Source organism: Streptococcus parasanguinis (genome assembly GCF_015556095.1).
Lineage (GTDB): Bacteria > Bacillota > Bacilli > Lactobacillales > Streptococcaceae > Streptococcus > Streptococcus parasanguinis_Q.
Window position 1 is genome coordinate 1 of record NZ_JADNLT010000032.1, and the last position, 2,467, is coordinate 2,467.

General features: G+C 29.4%; 3 protein-coding genes. All 3 read left to right on the top strand.

Annotated features, from left to right (window positions below; genetic code table 11):
• A partial coding sequence (locus tag I2E70_RS10480; protein WP_229060308.1) for an ArdC-like ssDNA-binding domain-containing protein occupies positions 1-1,522 on the top strand: 1,522 nt, incomplete at its 5' end.
• 52 nt (positions 1,523-1,574) lie between these two features.
• Positions 1,575-1,847 carry a hypothetical protein gene (locus I2E70_RS10485; protein WP_195424701.1) on the top strand — a complete coding sequence of 91 codons (273 nt, stop codon included), beginning with the start codon at positions 1,575-1,577 and terminating at the stop codon, positions 1,845-1,847.
• 181 nt (positions 1,848-2,028) lie between these two features.
• Entirely contained in the window at positions 2,029-2,400 is a 372-nt protein-coding gene (locus tag I2E70_RS10490; protein WP_155173254.1) for a plasmid mobilization protein, read from the top strand.
• Positions 2,401-2,467 lie beyond the last annotated feature (67 nt).

Here is a 2,467-nt window from a genome sequence, read left to right on the forward strand (position 1 = left end):
ATTTGAAGAAGATGAATTAGTTCCGTATGAGGAATTTGTAGAAGTTTTATATTCCGAAAATGAACGTTTATCAAAAGAAGAAAATGGATATGATAAAACAGCCTTTGATCTTGCAAATGAAAAAGGAGAAAGTATCACATACGGTATTAGGTATGATGTTGGTTCTGAACCATATTTACTTTCTGAGATGATGGACGAAAGATTTTCAGAAGAAGATATAAAATTTGCTAATGAAATAGACAAAAGAATTTTAAAAAAGGTTCTTTTAGATCTAGAAATTGAGCAAAAGAAAGCTACTGAAATTAAAGATTCAGATGGAGATGGGCTAACAGATGATTTTGAAGAATCAATTGGAACTAACCCAAATTCTCCTGATTCAGATGGAGATGGTGTTTCAGATGGTGTAGAAGTTGGATCTGGTACAGATCCATTAAACAGCTTGCCAGAAGATCAAAAACAAAATTTAGAAGTATCAGAATTAATAAAAAATAATGATACAAAAGCTCTTTCCGATCTATTAGAAAATGGAATTAAGGAATATTATGATAGTGAACACTATCAAAACTTTTTGGATTCTATGGCAACATTCCACAAATATTCTGCAAGAAATGTTATGCTGATAATGAAACAATATCCTACAGCTAGGCTAGTTGCTTCATTCAATGACTGGAAAAAAAGAAATGGAATGGTTAAAAAAGGATCAAAAGCAATCTATGTATTAGCTCCTTGTGAGTTTATTAAAAAGGATAAAAATGGTGATCCTATTATAAATCCATTAACGAATAAACCAGAAAAAGGAATGTTCTTTAAACGTGTTCCAGTTTTTGATATAAGTCAGGTTGTGCCACAAAAAGGAAAAGAATTAGATATTGTAGAACCTACAAAAAAAATACATAATCAATTAACTAAAGAAGAAGCGATTAGAATTTTTAAAATTCTAAAAGAAATTTCTTTAGAAAATAATGTGCCTATAACTTTTGAAGAAATAACAGATGGATCTAATGGATTCTATAGACCATTTGACCATACAATACATATTGCAAAAGGAAGATCTGCAGAACATACTCTATCTACAATCATTCATGAAATGGCTCATTCTGATTTACATAATGTTGATTCATTGTTAAAACTGGGAGAAAATCTATCAGTTTCAACAAAAGAATTACAAGCAGAATCAGTTGCTTATGTAGTCGCAAAATATTTAGGACTTGATACAGGAAATAAAACTTTTGGATATCTTGCAGGCTGGTCAGAAGATAAAAGTTCTTTATCTGATTTAAAGGCTCAATTAAATATTGTACAAAAGGAAGCATCTTCTTTGATTAGTAGAATTGATGAAAAAATGCAAAAGTATCAAGTGATAGAAAAAGAAATGATCGAAAAGAAACCTGATCAAAAACCTAAAAATGCTTTCTATGAAAGATTAGATAAAGCAAGAACGAATGAAAAGATTTCTACTAATTCATTTTTTGACCAACACAAAATAGAGAAAAACACAAAAAAAGAATTAAGAACAATGTGATGCCCGAACAAAGTTCAAAAAAAGTTAAAGGGCTAGAAAGCGAAGATTAAAAATGGAAAATCTAGAAAGTGTTTTGATGACTTATTTTTATGATATGTCTGAATGGCTATCAGGAAAAAAAGTAAAAATTGAAGAAAATATTGCTAAGCCAAAACAATCAATTGTAGAATTAATGCGAGAAGATTTAAAAGAAATTGATTCAGGAATTGATGATATTTTTGTAAATGAATTAAAAGATTCAATTACAGAATTAGAAAATATGAATGAAGCAGATTTCATAAAACTAAAGAAAACTATTTTAGATTTTAACCCTGTGACAGAATAAAAAAGCTCTACAAAGTAGAGAAAAAGGGGATTGGGGATTTCCCCAAAAATATTTAAAAGATAGGAAAAAGCACTTTGAGTTAAGACCTCAAAAAAGTGCTTTCCTATCCTTTAAATTGAGCGAGTGGGGCCCCGCTCGCTATGCTTGCAACAGATAAAAGTATAACTCAGGGGGTGGGCTGATGTCTATAGAAAAAGACAAAAATAGATATAGAAATAAAGAACGAAAAGTACGCTTTACCGAAGAAGAAAACCAATATCTTCTTAAAAAGATCAGACAATCTGGATTAAATAATTTTCAAAACTACGCTTTAAAAATGTTGTTAAATGGACAGATAGTAACTATAGATTATTCTGAGCTTTTAAATTTAAGAAAAGAAATAAATAAGATCGGACAGAATATAAATCAGTTAACAAAATACGCAAATACATTTAATGAATTAGATAAAGAATTGCTGTTAGGTCTTGCAGATGAAATTGATAAAATGAAAAAGTTGGTTAAAGAAGAATTTGAAAATAAGGAGGTTAGAAAGATTAAAAATGGTCGTAACTAAAGTATTTCAAATTAAGCAACCAGGCAACCTAAAAAATGCAATCAACTATATTGTCAATGATGCAAAA

Bases quoted from the DNA above. Each gene is read 5' to 3' on its own strand.
- I2E70_RS10485 (WP_195424701.1), top strand. From the start codon at position 1,575: ATGGAAAATCTAGAAAGTGTTTTGATGACTTATTTTTATGATATGTCT.
- I2E70_RS10490 (WP_155173254.1), top strand. From the start codon at position 2,029: ATGTCTATAGAAAAAGACAAAAATAGATATAGAAATAAAGAACGAAAA.